General features: G+C 65.4%; 20 protein-coding genes. 14 read left to right on the top strand and 6 right to left on the bottom strand.

Annotation, left to right across the window (positions count from 1 at the left end; genetic code table 11):
- Nucleotides 1–65: 65 nt before the first annotated feature.
- Complete coding sequence (locus ASG11_RS01060; RefSeq protein WP_055774101.1) at nt 66–338, top strand: hypothetical protein; 273 nt, start codon at nt 66–68, stop codon at nt 336–338.
- 8 nt (nt 339–346) lie between these two features.
- Here the strand turns inward: ASG11_RS01060 and ASG11_RS01055 are convergent, their stop codons facing one another.
- A complete protein-coding gene (locus ASG11_RS01055) occupies nt 347–1,522 on the bottom strand; it encodes an aspartyl/asparaginyl beta-hydroxylase domain-containing protein (protein WP_055774100.1) in 1,176 nt (391 codons plus the stop codon).
- Nucleotides 1,519–2,571 (bottom strand): hypothetical protein, encoded by a 1,053-nt coding sequence (locus ASG11_RS01050; RefSeq protein WP_082472526.1) that lies wholly within the window; start codon nt 2,569–2,571, stop codon nt 1,519–1,521. The genes ASG11_RS01055 and ASG11_RS01050 overlap by 4 nt, the downstream gene beginning before the upstream one ends.
- Before the next feature lie 73 nt (nt 2,572–2,644).
- On the opposite strand from ASG11_RS01050, the gene ASG11_RS01045 reads away from it, so the two are divergent.
- Nucleotides 2,645–3,931, top strand: coding sequence for an aspartyl/asparaginyl beta-hydroxylase domain-containing protein (locus tag ASG11_RS01045; RefSeq protein ID WP_055779995.1), 1,287 nt, complete (start codon nt 2,645–2,647; stop codon nt 3,929–3,931).
- Between the two features lie 6 nt (nt 3,932–3,937).
- Here ASG11_RS01045 and clpB read toward each other — a convergent pair whose 3' ends face one another.
- Complete coding sequence (gene clpB / locus ASG11_RS01040; protein ID WP_055774096.1) at nt 3,938–6,517, bottom strand: ATP-dependent chaperone ClpB; 2,580 nt, start codon at nt 6,515–6,517, stop codon at nt 3,938–3,940.
- 128 nt (nt 6,518–6,645) lie between these two features.
- Between clpB and ASG11_RS01035 the strand changes: the two genes are divergently transcribed.
- The 5 genes from ASG11_RS01035 to cyoD all read left to right on the top strand — a co-directional run bounded on the left by ASG11_RS01035 (nt 6,646) and on the right by cyoD (nt 12,917).
- Entirely contained in the window at nt 6,646–8,796 is a 2,151-nt protein-coding gene (locus ASG11_RS01035) for a penicillin acylase family protein (RefSeq protein WP_055774094.1), read from the top strand.
- 188 nt (nt 8,797–8,984) lie between these two features.
- Nucleotides 8,985–9,860, top strand: coding sequence for a ubiquinol oxidase subunit II (gene cyoA, locus ASG11_RS01030; RefSeq protein ID WP_236697337.1), 876 nt, complete (start codon nt 8,985–8,987; stop codon nt 9,858–9,860).
- Entirely contained in the window at nt 9,857–11,881 is a 2,025-nt protein-coding gene (gene cyoB, locus ASG11_RS01025; protein ID WP_201781249.1) for a cytochrome o ubiquinol oxidase subunit I, read from the top strand. The genes cyoA and cyoB overlap by 4 nt, the downstream gene beginning before the upstream one ends.
- A complete protein-coding gene (gene cyoC / locus ASG11_RS01020; protein WP_082472525.1) occupies nt 11,878–12,522 on the top strand; it encodes a cytochrome o ubiquinol oxidase subunit III in 645 nt (214 codons plus the stop codon). Before cyoB ends, cyoC begins: the two co-directional genes overlap by 4 nt.
- Nucleotides 12,519–12,917, top strand: coding sequence for a cytochrome o ubiquinol oxidase subunit IV (gene cyoD / locus ASG11_RS01015; RefSeq protein WP_055774090.1), 399 nt, complete (start codon nt 12,519–12,521; stop codon nt 12,915–12,917). Before cyoC ends, cyoD begins: the two co-directional genes overlap by 4 nt.
- Before the next feature lie 214 nt (nt 12,918–13,131).
- Here the strand turns inward: cyoD and ASG11_RS01010 are convergent, their stop codons facing one another.
- Nucleotides 13,132–15,477: a TonB-dependent receptor gene (locus ASG11_RS01010; RefSeq protein WP_055774088.1), complete on the bottom strand. Its 2,346-nt coding sequence runs from the start codon at nt 15,475–15,477 to the stop codon at nt 13,132–13,134.
- A gap of 100 nt (nt 15,478–15,577) precedes the next feature.
- Nucleotides 15,578–16,666, bottom strand: a complete 1,089-nt coding sequence (locus tag ASG11_RS01005) for a Gfo/Idh/MocA family protein (protein ID WP_082472524.1) — start codon at nt 16,664–16,666, stop codon at nt 15,578–15,580.
- A gap of 24 nt (nt 16,667–16,690) precedes the next feature.
- Between ASG11_RS01005 and ASG11_RS01000 the strand changes: the two genes are divergently transcribed.
- The 7 genes from ASG11_RS01000 to ASG11_RS00975 all read left to right on the top strand — a co-directional run bounded on the left by ASG11_RS01000 (nt 16,691) and on the right by ASG11_RS00975 (nt 21,461).
- A complete protein-coding gene (locus tag ASG11_RS01000) occupies nt 16,691–17,599 on the top strand; it encodes an aldo/keto reductase (RefSeq protein ID WP_055779985.1) in 909 nt (302 codons plus the stop codon).
- Nucleotides 17,596–18,663: an LLM class flavin-dependent oxidoreductase gene (locus ASG11_RS00995; RefSeq protein WP_236697336.1), complete on the top strand. Its 1,068-nt coding sequence runs from the start codon at nt 17,596–17,598 to the stop codon at nt 18,661–18,663. Before ASG11_RS01000 ends, ASG11_RS00995 begins: the two co-directional genes overlap by 4 nt.
- Nucleotides 18,664–18,785: 122 nt before the next feature.
- Nucleotides 18,786–19,385, top strand: coding sequence for an NADPH-dependent FMN reductase (locus tag ASG11_RS00990; protein WP_201781248.1), 600 nt, complete (start codon nt 18,786–18,788; stop codon nt 19,383–19,385).
- 8 nt (nt 19,386–19,393) lie between these two features.
- Nucleotides 19,394–20,605, top strand: a complete 1,212-nt coding sequence (locus ASG11_RS00985; RefSeq protein WP_055774082.1) for a molybdopterin-dependent oxidoreductase — start codon at nt 19,394–19,396, stop codon at nt 20,603–20,605.
- On the top strand, nt 20,602–21,006 hold the full coding sequence (locus ASG11_RS00980; protein WP_082472523.1) for a hypothetical protein: 405 nt from the start codon (nt 20,602–20,604) through the stop codon (nt 21,004–21,006). Before ASG11_RS00985 ends, ASG11_RS00980 begins: the two co-directional genes overlap by 4 nt.
- Nucleotides 21,003–21,131, top strand: coding sequence for a hypothetical protein (locus ASG11_RS19345; RefSeq protein WP_269083362.1), 129 nt, complete (start codon nt 21,003–21,005; stop codon nt 21,129–21,131). The genes ASG11_RS00980 and ASG11_RS19345 overlap by 4 nt, the downstream gene beginning before the upstream one ends.
- Nucleotides 21,132–21,164: 33 nt before the next feature.
- Nucleotides 21,165–21,461 (top strand): hypothetical protein, encoded by a 297-nt coding sequence (locus ASG11_RS00975; protein ID WP_055774078.1) that lies wholly within the window; start codon nt 21,165–21,167, stop codon nt 21,459–21,461.
- Between the two features lie 40 nt (nt 21,462–21,501).
- Here the strand turns inward: ASG11_RS00975 and ASG11_RS00970 are convergent, their stop codons facing one another.
- Nucleotides 21,502–22,371 carry a 3-hydroxybutyryl-CoA dehydrogenase gene (locus ASG11_RS00970; RefSeq protein WP_055774076.1) on the bottom strand — a complete coding sequence of 290 codons (870 nt, stop codon included), beginning with the start codon at nt 22,369–22,371 and terminating at the stop codon, nt 21,502–21,504.
- Nucleotides 22,372–22,409: the final 38 nt, after the last annotated feature.

The raw sequence follows: 22,409 nt of genomic DNA, 5'->3' as shown, positions 1-22,409 counted from the left end.
ATCGTTTCCGCTTTTCCTACAGTGCGGTTTGGGTATAACCGCACACTAATTCAAGGGAGACTTCCATGGTTCGCATGTTGTTGGGCCTGGCCGTGGCGATGGCGGTGAGTGGCCCGGTAGGAGCGCAGACCGAGGTCGTGACGCGCGCCACGGCCAAGGTAAAGACCGACGATTCCAGCACGATGGTGTGCAAGCGTGAAGTGGATACCGGGTCGCTGGTGGCGAAGCGCAAAATCTGCAAGACGAAGGCCGATTGGGATCGGGAGATGTTACGGGCGCGCGACAGCATGCGGCCTACACAATCCTGCCGTGGGAGCCAGGCCGGAACGTTCTGCTGAAGTAGCGATCAAGCGCCGGCCTGATCCGCAGATCCGCCGGGCGTGAACCGTCCGATCGCTTCGAACAGCTTGGTGAGCGCCTCGCGCTCGACCTGATCGAGATCGGGGCGCCAGATCTCGAAGAGCAAGACAACGCGGGTCTGATCGCTGTCATTCCATGCTTCGTGCTGGATCGAATCGTCGAAAATCATCATGCGGCCGGGTTCGACTGTCTGCGTGACATTGCCGACACGCAAACGGCAATTCCGCGGCACGATCAACGGCAAATGACAGATTAGCCGGGTGTTGAGCATTCCATGATGCGGTGGAATGTGCGTACCTGCACGCAACACCGAAAACATAGCCGTCGGGGACCGCCCGGCTATCCGGGGCATGGGCAGATCGGCGAGCGCTGCCATCGTCTCCGGACAACGTGCAGCGTGTTCGGCCAGCGGCTCGCCGTCTCCGTATAGATGAAATGCGCTCCAAGCGGGATCGTCGAGGAGCGAGTGGCGCTTGGCGGGGCGATTTGCCTCTGCCTTCACATAAGGGCTGAGAGCGGCATCATCTGCCAATATCGCTTTCAACTCCTTTCTGATGGCGTCGGAACGCGCCTCGAGCCCGACGACCCAGTCGAACTGCTCGCGATCAAAAAACGGGCGTGCAGCGAGACCAGGATAATAGAAATTCGTTGGCTGCTGGAGATGAACTTCCGCGCGGCCCGCCAGAATGTCCATCGCCTCGGTAAGGCGGGAACCGGGGGCAGGTGCTCCCAGCCCCGCATCGGACAGAGCTTCGTCCAACGCGGCCTGGAACGTCGCGCCAGCTTGGGCGACCGCCCCCTCGGCGCGGCGCAGGGCATCGATCAGATCTGGTGGCAGGGTGCCGGCACGTGGTGCCAGGGCCAGCGCCGCCTGATACCAACTGACCGCCGCGCGGGGGTCGTCGGCGTCGCGATACAGATCGCCGCGTAGGATGAGGGCGTACAGGTTGGTGGGTTCCGCATCGAGCACCTGATCCAGCGCACGATGCGCCGCCGCGCCGTCGCTTGCCAGCATGCAGGCCTGTGCCAGCAACAGGCGCAACTGATGCGTGCCGCGCCCGGCACGGTCGATCTGCTCGAAAGCCGCACGGGCGGCGGCTGGATCGCCGCGCTGCAACGCCGCGACGCCCGATTGCGCCAAGGCTGCCAGATCGTCGATCATCGTGATAACAGTGGTGCCGGAAGGACGACTGGCACGTTCATCGTCTCTGCAACGACTTCGGCCCAATGTGCGACCATCTCAATTTCGGGAGCATGCAGGCGATTGCCGTCGGCAACCTCCTGCGCGCGATCTCCCGCCGTGAAGGCTGTCTCCAATTTCGAATGTCGGGTAAAAGCCGGACCTGCGAGAATCTCGTCTAGCGTGGCCACCTCCAGTGGCAAGCCGAATAGCGTCGCCAGCGCGCGCATCGTCGCGGAGGGGTCGCCGGTGACCGCCGCACTGTCGATCGTTGCGACACGCTTCGGCCCGAACTGTTCGATTAGTCGCGCGAACAGCCCTTGCTGCGCAAGCCAGCCCACCGCCGCCGCCTGCATGTCCGTCAGGCCGAGATAGTCGCGCGGCGTAAAGCCGAAATCGACCAACTTGTCGTCCATCAGCCCCTGCAGCAACGTGCGAACCCACAACCGACCGTCCATCCCCTTACGTGCGATCGAACCGAGATAGGTGCGTAAAGGTGCGTGAAGCAGGACAGCACGGGCGTTCGGGCGCAAGGTCAGGATCGCCGCAGCGAGACAGTTGACGATGTTGGACGGCTTGACGATCACCGCCTCGCCCGGCGCAAATGGTCGCGCGAGCAGTGCCAGCACATCGTCGAGCACGGTCGCCATGTCAGCACCTTGCCCACCGCGCCGACGCCACCCCACGATATCGTTGAGGATAACGGGTTCTTTGAGACCCATCGCCCAGCCAGGTCGTTCGAAAGCGCGTGCCAGCATTGTCGAACAGCAAAACGCAGAATGGAACACGAAATGCAGCGGCGCTTCGGACGGCGTGCCGATCTTCGCCTGCGTGCGCGGCAGGACAATGGATGCGAGACCTTTCGGCAGATACTCGTCGGTAATAAAGGTCACTTGCTGGTGCATAGCGCGGGGCACAGGCAGGAACTGTATGGCATCCTGTGACGGATCGTAACGGTGCGGGAGCCAAGCGGGATCGCGGGCCGCAGCCATTGGCGCAAGGCCAACCATGGTTTGTAAACGCGCGTTCATCGCCCGCGGTAGTGCCCGGCATGCGCGCTGTTTGTCTAGGGGAAGTAGCGGATATAGAGGAGCTGAGATGACAATGAATCAAACGGACCTTCAAAATGCATTGGCTGCGGCCAGTCAGGCGCAGCGCGCGGGGCGGCACGACCAAGCGGCGAAGCTCTGTCACGAGATACTCGTTGGTAGTGGTGAGCATCCGCTGGCCCTCAATATTCTCGGGTTTCAAGCACTCACGCGAGAGGACTTTGCCGCCGCCGCCGCCATGTTCCGGCGCGCCACGCTGGCAGATCCGAACGCCCCCGAATTGCACCTAAATCTCGCGCGCGCGCTGCGGTCGAGCGGCGATGCCGTGGGCGAGCAGGCTGCGCTGGAAGGTGCGCTGGCGATCGACCAGCATCATTTCATGGCGCTGGTGCGGCTGGCCGAATTATTCGAGCGATTGGAAGCCACGGCGCAAGCAGCGGAGCGTTGGTCCGGCGTTTTGGCGCTAGGCGTGCAGATGGATGAACGAAGCCCGGCAATCGATGAGATGCTGTCGCATGCCCGGTCCTATGTCACCGCGCAGCAGGCGGATTTCGCTGCCGCGCTTGATCAAGGGCTTGCCGACGCCAGAAGTGCGATCGACGGTGCGGATCGTCGGCGATTCGATGCCAGCATCGATCATCTGCTCGGGCGACGCCAAATCTACTCTAATCAATGCGCGGGACTGCATTTCCCGTTTCTTCCGGCGGATGAATTCTTCGATCGCCGTCACTTCTCATGGCTTGAGGACATCGAAGCAAAGACCGCCATAATCCGCAGCGAGTGCGAGGCGCTGTTCGCCGAGGCATCGGCTGGCTTTTCACCTTATGTCGCGATGCCGGCGGGAACGCCGGAAAACAAATGGTCACCGCTCGACCATAACCTCGATTGGAGCGCTTTCCATCTTTGGAAGAACGGCATACGCGATGATGCCGCCTGCGCACGCTGCCCGCAAACCACAGCGGCAATCGAAGCATTGCCGCTTGCCGATCTTCCGGCCCGAGCGCCAACGGTATTTTTCTCGGTGCTACGCCCTGAGACGCATTTGCCGGCACATACCGGGGTGAGCAACGTCCGCACCATCATCCATCTGCCGCTGATCGTGCCCGACGGCTGTCGTTTTCGCGTTGGTGGCGAGACGCGGGTTTGGCGGGCGGGAGAGGCTTGGGCGTTCGACGATACGATCGAGCACGAGGCTTGGAACGAGTCGGACCAAATGCGCGCAATCCTAATCTTCGATGTCTGGAACCCTCACATCCGCCCCGCCGAGCGGGCCCTGCTGCGCGCATTCTTCCCGCTGGCGGACGCACACGGTTACGATTCGCGGGCGCAGATCACCGACTAGGATTGCTCACTCCATAGCCAACACCAACCTCCCATCGCCCTCCTCAACCCGCACGGTGGCGCCGTCCTTCACGTCGCCGCGCAGGATGAGGTCGGCGAGCGGATCTTGCAGATAGCGTTGGACCGCGCGCTTTAGGGGGCGCGCGCCGTAGACAGGATCATAGCCCACGCGCCCCAGCCACAGGCGTGCGCCCTCCGTCAGGTCGAGTGTGATCTTGCGGTCGGCCAGCAGCTTGCCGATGCGCGACACCTGGATGTCGACGATCGGGGCCATTTCCGATTGCCCGAGGCGGTGGAACAGGATGATCTCGTCCAGCCGGTTGAGGAATTCCGGGCGGAAGTGGCTGCGGACGATCTCCATCACCTGCGGCTCCACGCTCGACACGTCCTCGCCGTCCGCCAGTCCGGTCAGATACTGGCTGCCGAGGTTGGACGTCAGGATGATCAGCGTGTTGCTGAAATCCACCGTGCGGCCCTGCCCGTCGGTCAGGCGGCCATCGTCCAATACCTGGAGCAAGATGTTGAACACATCGCCATGCGCCTTCTCGACCTCGTCGAACAGGATCACCTGATAGGGGCGGCGGCGCACGGCTTCGGTCAGCACGCCGCCTTCCTCGTACCCGACATAGCCCGGAGGTGCGCCGATCAGGCGGGCGACGGCGTGCTTCTCCATGAACTCGCTCATGTCGATGCGCACCATCGCGCTGGGATCGTCGAACAGGAATTCGGCCAGCGCCTTGGTCAGTTCGGTCTTGCCGACGCCGGTCGGGCCCAGGAACAGGAACGATCCGAGCGGCCGGTTCGCCTCCTGCAACCCGGCGCGGGCACGGCGCACGGCGGTGGAGACGGCGCGCACGGCCTGTTGTTGGCCGATCACGCGCTTGCCGATCGCCTCTTCCATGCCGAGCAATTTGGCGCGCTCGCCCTCCAGCATGCGATCGACCGGAATGCCGGTCCAGCGGCTGACGACGCCGGCGATATCGTCGGCGGTGACCTCCTCGCGCAGCATCGCGCCCTTGGTTGCGCCGGCTGCATCCGCCAATTGCTTCTCCAGCCCGGGGATGCGCCCGTAGGACAGCTCGCCAGCCTTGCCGAGATCGCCCGCGCGCTGCGCCTGTTCGAGTTCGAGCCGCGCGGCGTCGAGCTGTTCCTTCAGCTTCGCTTCGGAGGCGATCTTGTCCTTCTCGGCCTGCCAGCGCGTGGTCAGTTCGGCGGATTGCTGTTCGAGATTGGCCAGTTCGCCCTCCAGCGTGACGAGCCGGTCCTTCGAGGCGGCATCGCTCTCGCGCTTCAATGCTTCGCGCTCGATCTTGAGCTGGATGATGCGGCGGTCGAGGGTCTCGATCTCCTCGGGCTTGCTCTCCACCTCCATGCGGATGCGGCTCGCCGCCTCGTCCATCAGGTCGATCGCCTTGTCGGGCAGGAAGCGATCGGTGATGTAGCGGTTCGACAGCGTCGCCGAGGCGACGATCGCGCCATCGGTGATGCGCACACCGTGATGGAGTTCGTATTTCTCCTTGAGGCCGCGCAGGATCGAGATCGTGTCCTCGACCGTCGGCTCGTCGGCGAACACCGGCTGGAAGCGGCGCTGCAGCGCGGGATCCTTCTCGACATGCTTGCGATATTCGTCGAGCGTGGTCGCGCCGATGCAATGCAGTTCGCCGCGCGCCAGCGCCGGTTTCAGCAGGTTCGACGCGTCCATCGCGCCCTCGCCTTTGCCCGCACCGACCAAGGTGTGCATCTCGTCGATGAACAGAATGATGTCGCCATCGGCGGCCTTCACCTCGTCGAGCACGCCTTTCAGCCGCTCCTCGAATTCGCCGCGATATTTGGCGCCCGCGATCAGGCTGCCCATGTCGAGCGACATCAGGCGGCGGCCCTTCAGCGTATCGGGCACGTCGCCATTGGCGATGCGCAACGCGAGCCCTTCGGCGATGGCGGTCTTGCCGACGCCGGGTTCGCCGATCAGCACGGGATTGTTCTTGGTGCGGCGCGCGAGGATCTGGATCGTACGGCGGATCTCCTCGTCACGGCCGATGACCGGATCGAGCTTGCCGTCGCGCGCCGCCTGGGTCAGATCGCGGGCGAATTTCTTCAGCGCATCGAACTTGTCCTCGGCCCCGGCGCTGTCGGCAGTGCGGCCGTTGCGCATCTGGTTGATCGCGGCGTTCACGCCCTCGGGCGTGATGCCCGCCGTCTTCAGCGCCTTGCCCGCGGCGGAGCTGAATGCGAGCGCGAGCGCGACGAGCAGGCGTTCGACGGTGACGAAGCTGTCGCCCGATTTCTGCGCGATCTGCTCGGCGGAATCGAGCACCCGCACCGCGTCGTTGTCGAGGCCGGGCGTCTGCTGCGCGCCGCCGCCCGACACGCTCGGGATCTTCGATAGCGCGAGATCGGTCTCGGTCACCGCTTTCTTCGCGTCGCCACCGGCGGCCGCGATCAAGCCGGCGGCCATGCCCTGATCGTCCTCCAGCAGCGCCTTCAGGATATGCTCGGGCGCGATGCGCTGGTGGCTCATGCGGATCGCGACGGTCTGTGCGGATTGCAGGAAGCCTTTGGCGCGGTCGGTGAATTTTTCGAGGTTCATGGTCAGCCCTGTTGAGTTGCAGGCAAGATGTAGTGTGATATTTTCGTCACACAAGCAGTGCGGTGCATTGGCGGGTCGACACGGCCGTAACCGGGGCATACCACAGTCGAAATTAGGTGAGGAACGTCATGCGCAAGCTTCGCAATGCTCTGCTCGGCTTCGCGCTGCTCCTGATCGTCGTCGCGATCGGGCTGATGGTGTGGGAGCCACTCTCCGCCACGACCCCCGCGCCGCCGCCGCCGTATCGCTACGACACCGTCATCGCGCGCGACAGGTTCGGCGTGCCGCACATCTTCGGCAAGACCGATCCGGATGTCGCGTACGGCGTGGCCTATGCCCATGCCGAGGACGATTTCTCGACCCTGCAGGAGGCGGTCGCGATGTCGCGCGGGCGCCTTGGCGCGCTGACCGGCGCGGACGGAGCGAAGGTGGATTATGCGCTGGCGCTGCTCGGCGCGCGCGCGACGGTGGACCGGGATTACGACAAGCAACCGGCCGATGTGCGCGCATTGCTCGACGGCTATGCCTCGGGCCTCAACCATTATGCCGACAGGCACCCGGGCGAGGTGCGCCTGCGCAAGCTGTTCCCGGTCGATGGGCGCGACATCGCGACCGGCTTCGTGCTCAGGACGCCATTCTTCTTCGGGCTGGATCAGGTGCTCGGCGCGCTCTCCGGCGACACGCCCTTGCCGAAGGAAACCGCAGGAGCAACGCCGGATTCGCCCGATCCTTCCGCGCTGCCGGCCGGACAGGATGCCAGCGAAGGCAACATGAACGGCTCCAACGCGTTCGTCGTCGCGCCGAAGCGGTCGTCGGACGGTTTCACGCGCGTCGTCTCCAATTCGCATCAGCCGTGGAAGGGGCCGGTGGCGTGGTACGAACTGGTCGTGCATTCGGGCAGTGGATGGAACTTCGCCGGCGCGACCTTTCCCGGCGTGCCGTTCCCGGTGCTGGGGCATAACGAGCATCTGGGCTGGACCAACACGGTCAACCGGCCCGATCTGGTCGATGTCTACAAGCTGGCGATGGAGCCGAACGGGACGCATTACCGCTTCGATGGGAAGTCCCTGCCGCTGGAGGCGATGCGCGTCTGGCTGCACGTGAGGTTCGGGCCGTTCGTCCTGCCGGTGCCGAAGACGGTCTACCGCGCGGTGCAGGGGCCGGTGATCGTCAACAAAAGCGGTGCTTACGCGATGCGCTATGGCGGCGCGGATCAGGTGCGCATGGTCGAGGAATATTACCGCCTGACCCGAGCGACCGATTTCGCCGCGTGGCAGAAGGCGCTGGCGATCCAGGGCGTGTCGGCGACCAATTTCCTATACGGTGACGCGGCGGGCAACATCGCCTATTTCTACAACGCCGCATTCCCCAACCGGAAGCCGGGCTACGATTACCGGCAGGTGCTGCCCGGCGACACGTCGCGCGACCTGATGGCGGGGACGGTGCCGTGGGCGAGCGTGCCGCGCAATGTGAACCCGGCCTCGGGCTTTCTGGTCAACGCCAACAACACGCCGTTCCAGGCGGCGGGCGCGGGATCGGAGATGAATCCGAAGGACTGGTCGCCTTTGCTTGGCATCGAGACCGACACGACCAATCGCGGCACGCGCGCGGTCGAGCTGATGGGGCTGGACGGCAAGATCAGCGACGCGGATCTGCACCGGATCAAATACGATACCGGGGTCAGCCGGCTGAGCTGGGCGGCGCGCTGGTATGACGATATCGCGAAGGTCGATCCGAAGGGCGAGCGCCAACTGGTCGCGGCCCAGGCGCTGATGGCGAAATGGAACTGGCGCTTCGATGGCAACAATCCGGCCGAGGCGCTCGCCGCGATCCTGCTGCGCGCCGGGCAATCCTGGCATTACACGCGCAAGCCGGAAAAGGATCCGCGCGAGGAACTGGCCAAGGCGGCGGCGTATCTGACCAAGTATTTCGGCCGGCTCGATCCCCCGCTCGGTACGGTGTTGCGCTTGCGTCAGGGCAAGGTCGATCTGCCCCTGGACGGCGCGCCGGACGTGCTGCGCGCCGCCTCGACCTGGGACGAGGCGCCGGATGGGCGACTGGTGGTGAAGCATGGCGACAGCTTCATCATGTTCATGGCGTGGGACAAAGCCGGGCGGGTCTCGTCCACCTCGATCCAACCCTACGGCGCGGCGACAACGCGACCGGACTCGGCGCATTACGCCGATCAGGCGGCGTTGTTCGTCGCGCACAAGACGAAGCCCGTCTGGTTCCGGCGCGCCGATCTGCGTGGGCATGTCGAGCGCGTGTATCGGCCTTAACTGCCTCTCCCCTCCCTGGAAGGGAGGGGGCGGGGGTTGGTCGCTCTCAAGGAAGTGCTGTCCCCACCCCATACCGACCCACCCCCAACCCCTCCCTACCAGGGAGGGGAGCAAGCAGCAGCCCCACTTGACCCATATCTATCCCTTCCCGCTGGTCGGACGCGCCGCGCGGGCGTAGCATCGCGGGCGTGACCGCGCCGATTTTCTCCCGCACCTCGCAATACCGTCTCGCCGCGCCGCTATTGCTCGGCGGATGCGCGCCGGGCGTGCTCGATCCCGCCGGGCCGGTTGGGGTGGGCGACCGGCTGGTGCTGCTGAATTCCCTGGCGATCATGCTGGCGATCGTCGTGCCGACGATCCTCGCCACCTTGGCCTTCGCCTGGTGGTTTCGCGCCGGCAACACGCGCGCCGAATATCGTCCCGATTTCGCCTATTCCGGGCGGCTGGAACTGCTCGTATGGTCGATACCCGCTCTGGTCGTGATCTTCCTCGGCGGGGTGGCATGGATCGGCAGCCACGATCTCGATCCGTCGCAGCCGCTAGCCTCGAAAGTTGCGCCGATCCGTGTCGATGTGGTCGCGCTCGATTGGAAATGGCTGTTCGTCTATCCCGATCAGGGTATCGCCAGCATCAACCGCGTCGTCGCGCCGGTCGGCGTGCCGGTCAGCTTCCGCATCACCTCGGCGACCGTGATGAACAGCCTGTTCGTGCCGCAACTCGGCGGACAGATCTATGCGATGGCGGGCATGGAGACGAAGCTGCATCTGCAGGCCGATAAACCGGGCAGCTATCGCGGCCTGTCGGCGCATTATAGCGGCAAGGGCTTTCCCGGCATGACGTTCCGGATGGACGCGGTGTCGCCCGAACAGTTCGCCGGCTGGGTCGCGGGTGCGAAGGCCGGCGGGCCGGTGCTCGATCGCGCCGGCTATCTCGCTCTGCTGAAAGATAGCGAGGACGTGAAACCCTATACCTATCGCGCGGTCCCGCCCGGCCTGTTCGATGCGGTGGTCAAGGATTCCGGCACGCTGTCGGCGAAGCGCGCGAAGGACGGCAGGCAGCAATGACCACGGATACAAGCTTCCTGTTCGGCAAGCTCGGCTGGGACGCTGTGCCGCTGAACGAGCCGATCCCGATGGTCGCCTCGGGCGTGGTCGCCCTGGTCATTCTCGGCATCCTGGGCTGGACGTGGCGCGCCGGATACTTCCCCTATCTGTGGCGCGAATGGATCACCAGCGTCGATCACAAGCGGATCGGCGTGATGTATTGCCTGCTGGGGGGCGTGATGCTGCTGCGCGGGTTTTCCGATGCGCTGCTGATGCGATCGCAGCAGGCGATGGCGTACGGCAATGCCGGATATCTGCCGTCGGACCATTACGATCAGGTGTTTAGCGCACACGGCACGATCATGATCTTCTTCGTCGCGATGACCTTCATGATCGGGCTGATGAACTTCGTCGTGCCGCTGCAACTCGGGGTGCGCGACGTCGCCTTCCCGACGCTAAATTCGGTCAGCTTCTGGCTGACGGCGAGCGGTGCGCTGCTGATCAACATCAGCCTGGTGGTGGGCGAATTCGCGAAGACCGGCTGGGTGGTCTATCCGCCCCTTTCGGAACTGCGCTTCTCGCCCGGGGTGGGGGTGGATTACTATCTCTGGGCGATCCAGATTTCCGGGGTCGGTACGCTGCTGTCGGGCGTGAACCTCGCGACGACCATCCTGAAGATGCGCGCGCCGGGCATGGGCTATACGCGCATGCCGATGTTCTGCTGGACCGCGCTGGCGGCGAACCTGCTGATCGTCGCGGCCTTCCCGATCCTCACCGCCACGCTCGGCATGCTGACGCTGGACCGCTATCTCGGCTTCCACTTCTTCACCAACGAACTCGGCGGCAATCCGATGATGTTCGTCAACCTCGTCTGGGCGTGGGGGCATCCGGAGGTGTACATCCTGATCCTGCCGGCCTTCGGTGTGTTCAGCGAGGTCGTCTCCACCTTCTCGGGCAAGCCTTTGTTCGGCTATCGCTCGATGATCCTGGCGACGATGGCGATCTGCATCCTCAGCTTCATGGTCTGGCTGCACCATTTCTTCACGATGGGGGCGGGGGCCGACGTCAACGGCTTTTTCGGCGTGATGACGATGATCATCGCGGTGCCGACGGGGGTTAAGGTCTTCAACTGGCTGTTCACGATGTATGGCGGGCGGATCCGCTTCGCCACGCCGATGCTGTGGTCGGTCGGCTTCATGGTGACGTTCACGATCGGCGGGATGACGGGCGTGCTGCTCGCCGTGCCGCCGGCCGATTTCGTGCTGCACAATTCGCTGTTTCTGGTCGCGCATTTCCACAACGTGGTGATCGGCGGCGTGCTGTTCGGTGCGTTTGCCGGGCTGACCTATTGGTGGCCCAAGGCGTTCGGGTTCCAGCTCGACGAGACGTGGGGAAAGCGCGCCTTCTGGCTGTGGATCACCGGCTTCTACGTCGCGTTCATGCCGCTCTATCTGCTCGGGCTGATGGGAATGACGCGGCGGCTGGCGCGCTACGACGTGCCGGGCTGGCAGCCATGGCTGATCGCCGCCGGGGTCGGCGTGTTGCTGATCGCCGGGGGCATCGCCTGCCAGATCATCCAGATCACCGTCAGCATCCGCAACCGCGACAGGCTGCGCGACACCACCGGCGATCCGTGGGACGGGCGCACGCTGGAATGGATCACCACCTCGCCGCCGCCCGCGTTCAACTTCGCGGTCTTGCCGAACGTCGAGGGCGAGGAGGCCTATTGGGGTGTGAAGGCGCTGGCCCGTGAGCGGCAGCGGCTGAGCGACCTGCCGGATTATGCCGATATCGAGATGCCGCGCAATTCGCCGACCGGCGTGGTCTGCGCTTTCTTCGCCACCGTCATGGGCTTTGCGTTGATCTGGCACATCTGGTGGATGGTGGCGCTGGGCTTTCTCGGCGCGTGGGCGACGTTCGTGGTGTTCGCGTGGCGCGATCATCCCGAATACGAGATCCATGCCCGCGATCTCGAGGCGCACGATCGCGATCGCCGCACCGGCAAGGCGAAGCTCCTCGGCCTCGACGGAAATCCGGTATGAGCGCGCACGCGGCGAAGGGCGGCGATCCGCACAATCTCGGCCATGACGACAGCGTGCCGATCAGCGAGCAGGGCCCGGCACCGAAGCGGATCGTCGTCGCCTACGGCTTCTGGATCTTCCTGCTGTCGGATTTCATCCTCTTCTCCGGCTTTTTCGCCGCTTATGCCGTGCTGTCGGGCGAGACGGCGGGCGGGCCATCGGGGCGCGAGCTGTTCGAGCTGCCCTTGGTCGCGACCGAAACGGCGTTGCTTTTGCTCTCCAGCTTCGCTTGCGGCATGGCCGGTATCGCGATGAGCGTGCGCCATATGGCATGGTTTCAAGCGGCGATGGCGGCGACGGCCGTGCTGGGGGCCGGGTTCCTCGCGCTCGAGGTCTATGAATTCACCCATCTGATCGCGGACGGTGCCGGGCCGGGGCGAAGCGCGTTCCTGTCGGCCTTCTTCGCGCTTGTCGGCTGTCACGGCCTGCACGTGACGCTGGGACTGGTGTGGCTGACGACGATGATGGCGCAGGTGAAGGCCAAGGGCTTTCGCGACGACATTCAGCGCCGCGTCGCCTGCTTCGCTCTGTTCTGGCACGCGCTCGACATCATCTGGGTGGCGGTGTTCACGATGGTCTATCTGCTGGGGATGCACGCATGACCGGGCATGAGGAACGCGTCCGGGGCGGTGACGATCTCGCGCCCGGCGAAGACGGCGGCAGCGCGCAATCGGTCGCGCAAGGCATTCGCGGTTATGTCATCGGGCTGGTGCTGGCCGCCCTGCTGACCGCGGCGTCGTTCTGGGCGCTGGGATCGGGGCTGATCTACGGACCCGGCGTGCCGGTCGCCCTGATCGCGCTCGCCGTGGCGCAGATGGGCGTGCACCTCGTCTTCTTCCTGCACATCACCACCGGGCCGGACAATGCCAACAACGTGCTGGCGCTGGCGTTCGGCGTGCTGATCGTCGCGCTGGTGCTGATCGGCTCGATCTGGATCATGTCCAATCTCGCCCACAATACGATGCCGATGGAGATGCTGCGGCAGATGCAGCGTTAGCGCGCCGCACGGGGGGCGCTTCACCCCCGTCACCCCCGCGCAGGCGGGGATCCATAATCCTCGAGCTTCGTGATACTCACTCAGCCCAGCCAGTATGGATCCCCGCCTGCGCGGGGATGACGGCGTTGTTTGGATCGCACGTTGGATTCGAGCCGCGCAGGATCCTCACCCGCCCGCCGACCCGTCGGGATCGGCAAGGCGGGTGAACCTCGGATCAGAACGTCACCCGCCCGGTCACGCCATAATAGCGATCGGCATCGCGCGGGATCTGGTAGCGATAGGCCTGGCCCGGTCCGCCATTGATGATCGATGCCGCGAAGCTCTGGTCGAACAAATTTCGCACCTGGAAGGTCAGGCGATAACGGTCGTCCTGCGAGGTGACGCCCGCGCTGAGGTTGACCAGGCCATAGCCCTTGATCGTGCCAAGCCGCCGCTGCACCGCGTCCGCCGCGAACAGCGCCAGTTCCGAACTCTGGTACGAGCCCTGCGCGCCGAGCAGCAGATCGACCGGGCCTTCGGTGCGCCAGCGATAATCGGCGCTGAGATTGCCCTTCCACTTCGGCGCAAAGCCGAGCGGCGTGCCCGACGGCACCACCGCCGCGCCGGCCGGGGCGTTGAACTGGTCGACCTTGGCGTCGGTATAGGCGACGCCGCCCGACAGGCTGAAATCGCGCGCCGGGCGGAAGATCGCGTCCAGCTCCACGCCGCGGGTCGAAACCTCGCCGGCATTGGTGAAGCGGGTCACCACCACGCCGGCCACCAGATCCGGGTTGTTGGCCTGGAAATTGTGGTACTTGGCATAATAGGCCGCCAGGTTCAGCACCAGCTTGCCGCCGGCCAGCGTGTTCTTCAGGCCGATTTCGTATGCGTCCGACGTTTCCGGCGCGATCACGTTGGTGCCGGTCGCGGTCAGGTTGAAGAACACGTTGTATGCCGGGCCCTTATAGCCGCGCGAATAGCTGGCATAGGCGGTCGAATCGTGCGACAGGTCGAACTGCAGTCCCGCCTTGCCCGACAGATTGTTGTTGCTGGTCTTGGCGGTGAACGGAACGCCGTTCGAGACGCCGGTATCGAACACGCCCTGGTCGAAATTGCCGTTGATTCCCGGTCCGGCCAGCGCCGTCACGCGCTTGTGGAACACGTCGAGGTGATCGATCGAATAGCGCAGGCCGCCGATGACGCGGAAGCGCGGCGCGACGTTGACCGTCCCCTGCCCGAAAAAGGCGAGGTTGTCGAAGGTCGATCCGAAATCCGCGGTGCCCGTGGGGAAGGTCGTCGCCGGCGCACCGGTGCTGCCGCACGGCACCAGCGGGCTGGGCGTGGTGCCCGGGTTGGTGTTGCACACCACGTCGTTGCGCGTGAAGATGCGTTCGCTCACGGCGCGCGAATAATAGGCGCCGACGACGTACTCGACGAACTGCTTGGCCGGCGAGGCGAGGCGGATTTCCTGGCTGAACGTATGCCCGGTCTGCGGCCCGAAATCGTGCAGCTGGTTGAAGCCGACATAGGCGTTCGGCAGGAAATCGCCGTCGCGGATTTCCGTGTTCTTGTAGTCGCGATAGGCGGTGATCGAGGTCAGCGTGTGATCGCCGATGTCGAGATCGCCCTGCAGCGAGAAGCCGTAGCCCGTCTCCTTGGTCGCGGTGACGAGGTTCTGCGCGACCTGCCGCGTTTGGTCCCCATATGGCGTCGGCAGCACGGCGGACGAAGGGTTGGTAGTCGCGGCACCGGTCGCGGTGTTGATCGGCGGCGTCGCGATCACCTCGGCGCAGCAATTGTCGTCGTTGCGGTGATAATCGGCGATGAAGCTCAGCTTCAGCCCCGGCGTCGCATCCGCCTCGATCTGCAACCGGCCGCCATAATGCTTGAAGCCGTTGACCGTCTTGTTGACGGCGGTGTTGTAGATGTTGCCGTCATAGCTGTTGTAGAACCCGGTGACGCGCGAGCGCACATTCTCGCCCAGCGGCAGGTTGAGCACCGCGCGGCCACGGAATTCGCTCTTGGTGAAATACCCCGCCTCGACATAGCCGCCCAGCTCGCGGGTCGGCTTCTTCGAGATGATGTTGATCACGCCGGCCGACGCATTCTTGCCGAACAACGTGCCCTGCGGCCCGCGCAGCACTTCCAATTGATCGATATCGACCAGATCGCCGAACGCCTCGCCGGCGCGGGCGAAGACCACGCCGTCGACCACGGTGGAGACCGAAGGCTCGCCCGCGATCGAGAAGGTCGCGGTGCCGACGCCGCGCAGGAACAGCGACTGGTTGAGCGTCGTGCCGGATTTGAGGAAGTTGAGCGTGGGGACGAGATATTGCGCCCCCTCCAGGCTCACCTTGCCCTGCGCGGCGAGCGCGTCGCCGGACACGACCGAAACGGCGACCGGCACGTCCTGCAGGCGTTCGCTGCGCTTCTGCGCGGTCACGATGATCTCGCCGGGCGTCGCGTCGTCCGCCGCCGGATCGGTGACGGGTGCGCCGGCCGGTGGCGCGGCGACCTGCGCGGAGGCGGGGGCGGCGATCGATGCGAGCAAGGCCGCGCCGGACAGATACAAGGCTTTCATTCTTCCCTCCACTGAATTCCCATTCATCCGATGGGATATTATCTTCATCGTTGTTATGACAGCGCAATCAGGCTTTGCCGCGACAAAGCCCCGCTTCGCGTCAGAATCCGAGTTCGCTCATCTCCACCACGCGGTGTTCGCGCGCGCTGATCTCCGCTGCCGTGCCGATCGCCACCGCCATCAGCCCGTCGCGCGCCGTCACCTCGACCTTGCCCTGCCCGCGCACCGCCGCGTTGAACTTCTGGTGCTCGTAGAAGGTCGATCCGTGATGGCTGCCGGCGTTCAGCGCGGTTTCGTCGGTATGGACCACGCGGCGCGTCGCCCGCTTGGCATTGCGGAAGCCGACGCGCGGCGAATGCACGATCGCGCCTTCGGGGATCAGCACTTCAAGCCGTGCTTGGTCGCCGACCGCCGCGATCTCTTCCTGATTCTCCGCCCCGTCGGCGAACATCGACAGATCGAGCATCGCGCGCACCCCGTTGGCGAAGTCGACGGTGGTGTAGCTGTTGTCGATGATGTCGGGTGTCTCGCCGCCATAGCGCTCGTCGAGATGGTTCACGTCCATCGCGCCGGAGCAATAGACTCGCACCGCCTCGCTCTGCGTGATCAGGCGCATCAGATCGAAGAAATGGCAGCATTTCTCGACCATCGTGCCGCCGGTGTTGCGGCTGAATCGATTCCAGTCGCCGACCTTTTCGAGGAACGGAAAGCGGTGTTCGCGGATCGACAGCATCCGCAACGTGCCGATGCGCCCGTCATGCACTTCGCGGATGAATTCGGCCGCCGGCGGCATGTAGCGATATTCCATCGCCGTCCAGAACACCTTGTCCGACGCTTCCGCCCGGTCGACGATCCAGCGCGCGTCTTCGATCGTCGTGGCGATCGGCTTCTCGCACAGGATGTGCAGGCCCGCGTCGAACAACGGCGTCAGCACCGCGCGGTGGGTGTAGTTCGGGCTGGCGACGATCACCGCGTCGCACAGGCCGCTTTTCGCCAGCGCTTCGGCCGAGTCGAAACTCGTCACGGAACCGGCTCTGTCGCCCAGCGCCTTCAGGCTCCAGTTGATCGACGTCGCGGTCGGATCGGCCAGCGCCGTGACCACCGCGCCCGGCGTGATCGCCAGATTGTTGATATGCTCGACGCCCATCATGCCGGCGCCGACCAGACCATATCGTACTTGCTCTCCCAACGATCTCGCCCTTATATGACAACGATGTCTGAAACCCACCTTACACCCGAAATGCGGCCGCTCGGCAAGAGCGGATTGCTGGTCTCACCTATCGCCTGGGGCATGTGGCGCTTCGCCGGCGTCTCGCCGGGCGAGGGCAGAGCCCTGATCGAGGCGGCATTCGACGCCGGCGTGACGCTGTTCGACACCGCCGATATCTACGGTTTCGACGGTGCTGGCGGGTTCGGCGATGCCGAGTCGCTGCTCGGAGAGATCTTTGTCGACTCGCCCGGTTTGCGCGACCGCATGGTACTGGCGACCAAGGGCGGCATCACCCCGCCGGTGCCGTACGATTCGAGCGCGGCCTATCTCGAGGCGGCGCTCGACACTTCGCTGCGCCGGATGAAGACCGACCGGGTCGATCTGTACCAGATCCACCGGCCGGACATCCTCGCCCACCCGCAGGAGGTCGCCGCGACGCTCGAGAAGATGGTCGCATCGGGCAAGGTCCGCGCGGTCGGCGTGTCGAACTACACGCTCGCCCAGACGACCGCACTGGCCAGCTACCTGACGATCCCGCTCGCCACCGTGCAGCCGGAATTCTCAGCCCTCGAACTGGAGCCGATCACGTCCGGCCTGCTCGATCTGACGATGGAACGCGACATCGCCGTGCTTGCCTGGTCGCCGCTGGGTGGCGGGCGCATCGCCGAACCTGGCAATGCCCGCGAACATGCCGTCGCCGCCGCGCTCGACAAGAAGGCGCAGGACGCCGGCGTCAGCCGCGCCAGCGCCGCTTATAGCTGGATCATGGCGCACCCTGCTCGGGTCATCCCGATCGTCGGCACGCAGAATGTCGGCCGGATCGCCGAGATCGCCGATGTGCACACGGTGCGCTGGTCGCGCGCCGAATGGTACGACGTGCTGGTCGCGTCGCGCGGGGAGAAGCTGCCGTGACCCGCGCGCCTTGCGAAATCTCCTGGTTTTCCGCGCTCTGCGATGACGATTACGAATTTCTCGGGGTGCCCGATGCCAGGCTGAAATCCAGCTGGGAACATTGCCGCGACATCGTGTTGCAGGCCGAAACCGGCGGGTTCGACAATATCCTGCTGCCCTCGGGCTATGCCCTCGGCATCGACACCACCGCGTTCGCCGCCGCGATCGCGCCGATGCTGCGGCGCATGGCGCTGCTGATGGCGGTGCGCATCGGCGAAAGCTGGCCGCCGCAGCTCGCGCGCCAGATCGCGACGATCGACCGGTTGCTCGGCGGGCGCCTGACCGTCAACATCATCTCCAGCGACCTGCCCGGCGAGACCTTGGCTAGCGCCCCGCGCTACGCCCGCACGGTCGAGGCGATGCACATCCTCAAGACCCTGTTGAACGGCGAGGCGCTCGACCATGACGGCGAGTTCTGGAAGCTGAAGGTCGATCCGCCGCGCATCGGCACCGTTTCCGGCAAGGCGCCCTTGCTCTATTTCGGCGGCCTCTCGCCCGACGCGCGCGATGCCGCCGCCAGGGGCTGCGACGTGTTCCTGATGTGGCCCGACAAGCAGGAAACGGTTGCTGCGATCATCGCCGACATGACCGCGCGGGCCGCCGCATATGGCCGCACGCTGAAATTCGGCTACCGCGCGCACGTCATCGTCCGCGATACCGAAACCGAAGCGCGCACCGCCGCCGATCGCCTGCTCTCCAAGCTGGACGATGCCGAAGGGGCCGCGATCCGGGCCAAATCGCTCGATTCCGCCTCGACCGGCGTCGCCGCGCAAGCCGCACTGCGCGAGAATGCCGCCGATGACGGCTATGCCGAGGCCAATCTTTGGACCGGTGTCGGCCGCGCCCGCTCCGGCTGCGGTGCCGCGATCGTCGGCGATCCGGATCAGGTGCTGGCCAAGATCCAGGCATATCGCGACATGGGGATCGAGGCGTTCATCCTCTCGGGTTATCCGCACGCGGCGGAGGCGGATCTGTTCGCGCGCCACGTGCTGCCCAATATCGATCACGCGCCGCTCGCGCGGTGATGTTCCTTAGGGCGCTGGCCCATCCCCGTTCGGGCTGAGCCTGTCGAAGCCCTGTTCTTCTTTTCAACCGCCGTTAGAAGTACGGTCCTTCGACAAGCTCAGGACGAACGGAAGAGAATTCAGTGCCGAAAACGAGTGAGTCTTCCGAACAGCCCCTGGTCGTCGGCATCGGCGGCACGATCGGCGGCATGTCCTCCACCGAGCGCGCGCTGAAGATCGCGCTCGATGCGGCGGGGCGGGAGGGGTTCCGCACCCGCATGTTCGGCGGCGTGGAGATGGGGCGCCTGCCGCTCTACGATCCCAAGGCCGCCACGCGCACGCCGGACGAACAGGATTTCGTCGAAACCGTGCGTGGTGCCTCCGCGCTGATCATCGCCTCGCCCGGCTATCACGGCAGCATCTCGGGCGTGGTCAAGAATGCGCTCGATCTGCTCGAGGAGACCGCGCGTGACGCGGATCGCCCGTATCTCGCCGACATGCCGGTCGGGCTGATCGCCACCGCCTATGGCTGGCAGGCGACCGGCAGCACGATCGCCGCCCTGCGCTCGATCGTTCATGCGCTGCGCGGCTGGCCGACGCCGTTCGCCGCTGCGATCAATACGCAGATCACCAAGTTCGACGACGAAGGTGGGGCGAACGACCAGGCGGTGGTCGATCAATTGTGCATGGTCGGGCAGCAGATCGCCCGCTTCGCGCCGCTTTCGCTGCAGACCAATGGGTGAACCGGCCGATGGATGATCTCAGCCGCCGCCGCGCGCTCGGCCTGATCGGGCTGGGTGGGGCAGGGCTGGTGAGTGCGCCGGTCTGGGCGCAGGGGATGATCGATCTCGGCCTGCCCGGTGGCAATGCCGCCCGTTCCGTCGCCAGCGGTTTTCCCGGCAAGGGCGACATGATCCTGCAGCGTGCCCGCGCGCCGTTGCTCGAAACGCCGATGGATGCGCTCGACGGGCAGGTCTTCACCCCCAACGAGCGGTTCTTCGTCCGCTGGCATTACAGCGACATCCCGACCTCGGTCGATGTGCGCAGCTTCCGCCTGAACATCGGCGGCGCGGTTCGGCGGCGGCTCAGCGTGTCGCTGGCCGATCTTCTGAAGATGCCGCGGGTCGAGATCGCCGCGATCAACCAATGTTCGGGCAATTCGCGCGGGCTGTTCTTTCCCCGCGTGCCCGGCGCGCAATGGGGCAATGGCGCGATCGGCAATGCGCAATGGGTGGGGGTCAGCCTGCGCCATCTGCTCGATCTCGCCGGGGTCGCGCCGAATGCGGTGGCGGTGCGCGTGGGTGGCCTCGACAAGCCACCGCCCGGCGCCGCGCCGTTCGAGAAATCGCTCGCACTCGATCATGCGCGCGATGGCGAGGTGATGGTCGCGTTCCAGATGAACGGGGCGCAATTGCCGATGCTCAACGGGTTTCCGATCAGGCTGATCGTGCCCGGCTGGTATTCGACCTATTGGGTCAAGGCGCTCGACCGGATCGAGGTGCTGGACGCGCCCGACACCGGATACTGGATGGACAAGGCGTATCGCATTCCGGACACGCCGGGTGCGAACGTGATGCCGGGCGCGAAGGATTTCCCCACCGTCCCGATCAATCGCATGATCCCGCGTGCCTTCTTCACCAATATCGCGAACGGCGCGAAGGTCGTGGCGCGTTCGCCGTTCTACATCCGTGGTTTGGCGATGGGCGGGACGAGCGCGGTCGCGCGCGTCGATCTGTCGATGGATGGCGGGCGCAGCTGGCACGCCGCGCCGCTCGGCCCCGATCACGGCAAATACAGCTTCCGCCTGTGGGAGGCGACCGTGCCGGCCCAGCCGCCGGGCACGTACCGGATCGACGTGCGCTGCACCAATGCCGCTGGGCAGACCCAGGTTCGGCCGGCGACCTGGAATCCATCCGGCTTCATGCGCAATGCGATCGAAAGCATCGGAGTGACGGCGGCATGATCGGGCGCAAGATCGCGATCGCCGCGGTGGCGATCTTCGCAGTGCTGGCGGTCGGCTGGCTGGCGCTGATCGTCATGGTTGCCCCTGGCCAACCTCTGCCGCCTGCTGTCGCCGGTGCTACGGTGTCAGGCGGCGACGTGACGTTGGCATCCGACAGCATCACCTTGCCGGAGGAAACCGCCGCGTTCCCAGCTTCACCCGGCAGCGACCTGATCACCGCCAGGTGCACCGCCTGCCATTCGCCCGAGATGATCCTCGCCCAGCCGGCGCTGAACGCTGAGAAGTGGCAGGCGACGATCGACAAGATGCGCACCGTCTACAAGGCTCCGATCGCCCCGGCCGACGACAAGGCGCTGATCGCCGCGCTGACGGCGCTGCCCGCGCAGGCGAAGCCGCAATGACCGACGGGATCCGCTGGCCGCCCGGTTTCGCGCCGGCGGACAGCCCGGTCCATGTCGTCAATCGCATCGAGACGACGATCGCGCCGGACATCGTCTGGATTCGCCTGATCCACGCCTCCGGCTAGCCTGCGATCTATGCCAATGCGCAGGACGTTCGGGTGGAGGGCGGCGGCGCCGACCTGTTCGCCGATGCCCGCTTCCGCTGGAGGACGTTCGGCGTCGCGCTCGACACCCGAGTCGTGGAATTCGAACCCGGGACGCGTATCGCCTGGATCGCGGAAGCGTTCGGCATCCGCGCCTATCACGCCTGGCTGATCACCCCGCTCGCCGACGGCGGCTGCACGATCCTGACCGAGGAAACCCAGCACGGCTGGATCGCGCGTATCGGTCGCCGGCTGTTTCCCCGGCGGATGGAGCACTGGCACCAGCGCTGGCTGGAGGCTTTGGCGGCGTAACCTGTCGGCCCCTTGCCTTTCGGGCAGGGGCCGGGGCGGGTCATCGCGTCGGCACCGGCTCCGCGCCCGAATAATCGTAGAAGCCGCGTCCGGTCTTGCGCCCGAACCAGCCGGCCTCGACATATTTCACCAGCACCGGCGCCGGCCGGAATTTGGGATCGCCCGTGCCTTCGAACAGCACGCGCGTGATCTCCAGGCAGGTGTCGAGCCCGATGAAATCGGCGAGCGTCAGCGGTCCCATCGGGTGGTTGAGGCCCAACTGGCAGGCCAGGTCGATGTCCGTGATCGTCGCCACGCCTTCGCCGAGCGCGAAGCACGCTTCGTTGATCATCGGCATCAGCACGCGGTTGACGATGAACCCGGGCGCGTCGTTGGCCCGCACCACCTTCTTGCCCAGCGCCTGCGCGTATTTTTCCACCGTCTCGACCGTCGCATCCGACGTGGCCAGCCCCCGAATCAGCTCGATCAACCCCATAACCGGCACCGGATTGAAGAAATGCACGCCGACGAAGCGCGCGGGGTCGGGCGACGCCTGGGCGAGGCGCGTGATCGGAATCGACGATGTGTTCGATGCGAGCACCGCGTCCGCGCCGAGCACCTTGCCGACCTCGGCGAAGATCGCGCGCTTAATCTCCTCGCGTTCGGTCGCCGCCTCGATCACCAGTCCGCAGGGTGCTATGTCGGCGACGCTGTCGACGCAGTCGATCCGCGCCAGCGCCTCGTCGCGCGCGGCGGTCGTGATCTTTTCCTTCGTCACCGCCCGGTCCAGCTGCTTGGCGATGCCGGCCTTGCCCGCCTCCGCGCGCGCCTTCGACACGTCGGACAGCAACACGCGATAGCCCGCCTGCGCCGAAACCTGCGCGATGCCGGCACCCATCTGCCCGGCCCCGATCACCCCTATCGTCTGCATGCCCAATCTCCTTCGCTGCCGCTCCTAGGCAATCACCG

Source organism: Sphingomonas sp. Leaf357, assembly GCF_001423845.1.
In the GTDB taxonomy this organism is placed as follows: Bacteria; Pseudomonadota; Alphaproteobacteria; order Sphingomonadales; family Sphingomonadaceae; genus Sphingomonas.
The sequence above is the reverse complement of the archived record's forward strand: the minus strand, read 5'-3'. Positions and strand labels throughout refer to the sequence as shown.

Coding starts and splice junctions, on each gene's coding strand:
- ASG11_RS01060 (WP_055774101.1), top strand. CDS start 66: ATGGTTCGCATGTTGTTGGGCCTGGCCGTGGCGATGGCGGTGAGTGGC.
- ASG11_RS01055 (WP_055774100.1), bottom strand. CDS start 1,522: ATGATCGACGATCTGGCAGCCTTGGCGCAATCGGGCGTCGCGGCGTTG.
- ASG11_RS01050 (WP_082472526.1), bottom strand. CDS start 2,571: ATGAACGCGCGTTTACAAACCATGGTTGGCCTTGCGCCAATGGCTGCG.
- ASG11_RS01045 (WP_055779995.1), top strand. CDS start 2,645: ATGAATCAAACGGACCTTCAAAATGCATTGGCTGCGGCCAGTCAGGCG.
- clpB (WP_055774096.1), bottom strand. CDS start 6,517: ATGAACCTCGAAAAATTCACCGACCGCGCCAAAGGCTTCCTGCAATCC.
- ASG11_RS01035 (WP_055774094.1), top strand. CDS start 6,646: ATGCGCAAGCTTCGCAATGCTCTGCTCGGCTTCGCGCTGCTCCTGATC.
- cyoB (WP_201781249.1), top strand. CDS start 9,857: ATGACCACGGATACAAGCTTCCTGTTCGGCAAGCTCGGCTGGGACGCT.
- cyoC (WP_082472525.1), top strand. CDS start 11,878: ATGAGCGCGCACGCGGCGAAGGGCGGCGATCCGCACAATCTCGGCCAT.
- cyoD (WP_055774090.1), top strand. CDS start 12,519: ATGACCGGGCATGAGGAACGCGTCCGGGGCGGTGACGATCTCGCGCCC.
- ASG11_RS01010 (WP_055774088.1), bottom strand. CDS start 15,477: ATGAAAGCCTTGTATCTGTCCGGCGCGGCCTTGCTCGCATCGATCGCC.
- ASG11_RS01000 (WP_055779985.1), top strand. CDS start 16,691: ATGTCTGAAACCCACCTTACACCCGAAATGCGGCCGCTCGGCAAGAGC.
- ASG11_RS00985 (WP_055774082.1), top strand. CDS start 19,394: ATGGATGATCTCAGCCGCCGCCGCGCGCTCGGCCTGATCGGGCTGGGT.
- ASG11_RS00980 (WP_082472523.1), top strand. CDS start 20,602: ATGATCGGGCGCAAGATCGCGATCGCCGCGGTGGCGATCTTCGCAGTG.
- ASG11_RS19345 (WP_269083362.1), top strand. CDS start 21,003: ATGACCGACGGGATCCGCTGGCCGCCCGGTTTCGCGCCGGCGGACAGC.
- ASG11_RS00970 (WP_055774076.1), bottom strand. CDS start 22,371: ATGCAGACGATAGGGGTGATCGGGGCCGGGCAGATGGGTGCCGGCATC.